Consider the following 627-nt stretch of genomic DNA (forward strand, 5'->3'; position numbering starts at 1 on the left):
CTGTAGCCCTTGTCGGCCACCACGTGGTCAGGGCGCGTCCGAGGCCGGCCGCGACCGAGGCGGGGAACGCGGATCGCCTGCAGCACCTGCTGCAAGCGAGTGCAGTCGTTGACGTTTCCGCCGGTCACCAGGAACGCCAGCGGCCGGCCGCGTCCGTCACAGGCGAGGTGAATCTTGCTGGTCAGTCCGCCTCGGGATCGTCCGAGGGCGTGATCGGACGGCGAGTCGGCGCCTGGTCCCCCTTTTTCGCCCCGGCCGCGTGCTGATGGGCTCGCACGATGGTGGAGTCCACCGCGACCAGCCAATCAAGGTCGCCGCGGGCGTCGGCGTCGGCTTGCAGGGCTTGCAGCATGCGGGTGAAGGTGCCATTCAGGGCCCAGCGGCGGAAACGGGTGTAGATGCTCTGCCAGGACCCGTACCGGGCGGGGATGTCCCGCCAGGCCGCCCCTGAGCGGATCTTCCACACGATCCCGTTCAGCACCCGGCGGTCGTCCTCCCGGGGACGGCCCATCCGCCCGGAGGGGAGAAGAACCTGCAGCTTCTCCCACTCTTCATCGGTCAACTCGTACCGGCGAATCACGCCAAGTCATGATCCAACACCTAGATCACATTGAAGACACGGCCTAG

General features: G+C 67.6%; 1 pseudogene. It reads right to left on the reverse strand.

Annotated features, from left to right (window positions below):
• Positions 1–580, reverse strand: a pseudogene (locus IL992_RS45585) (IS5 family transposase); the annotation flags it as partial.
• Between the last annotated feature and the right edge of the window lie 47 nt (positions 581–627).

The sequence above is a fragment of the Microbispora sitophila genome (assembly GCF_014892245.1).
Taxonomy (GTDB): Bacteria; Actinomycetota; Actinomycetes; order Streptosporangiales; family Streptosporangiaceae; genus Microbispora; species Microbispora siamensis.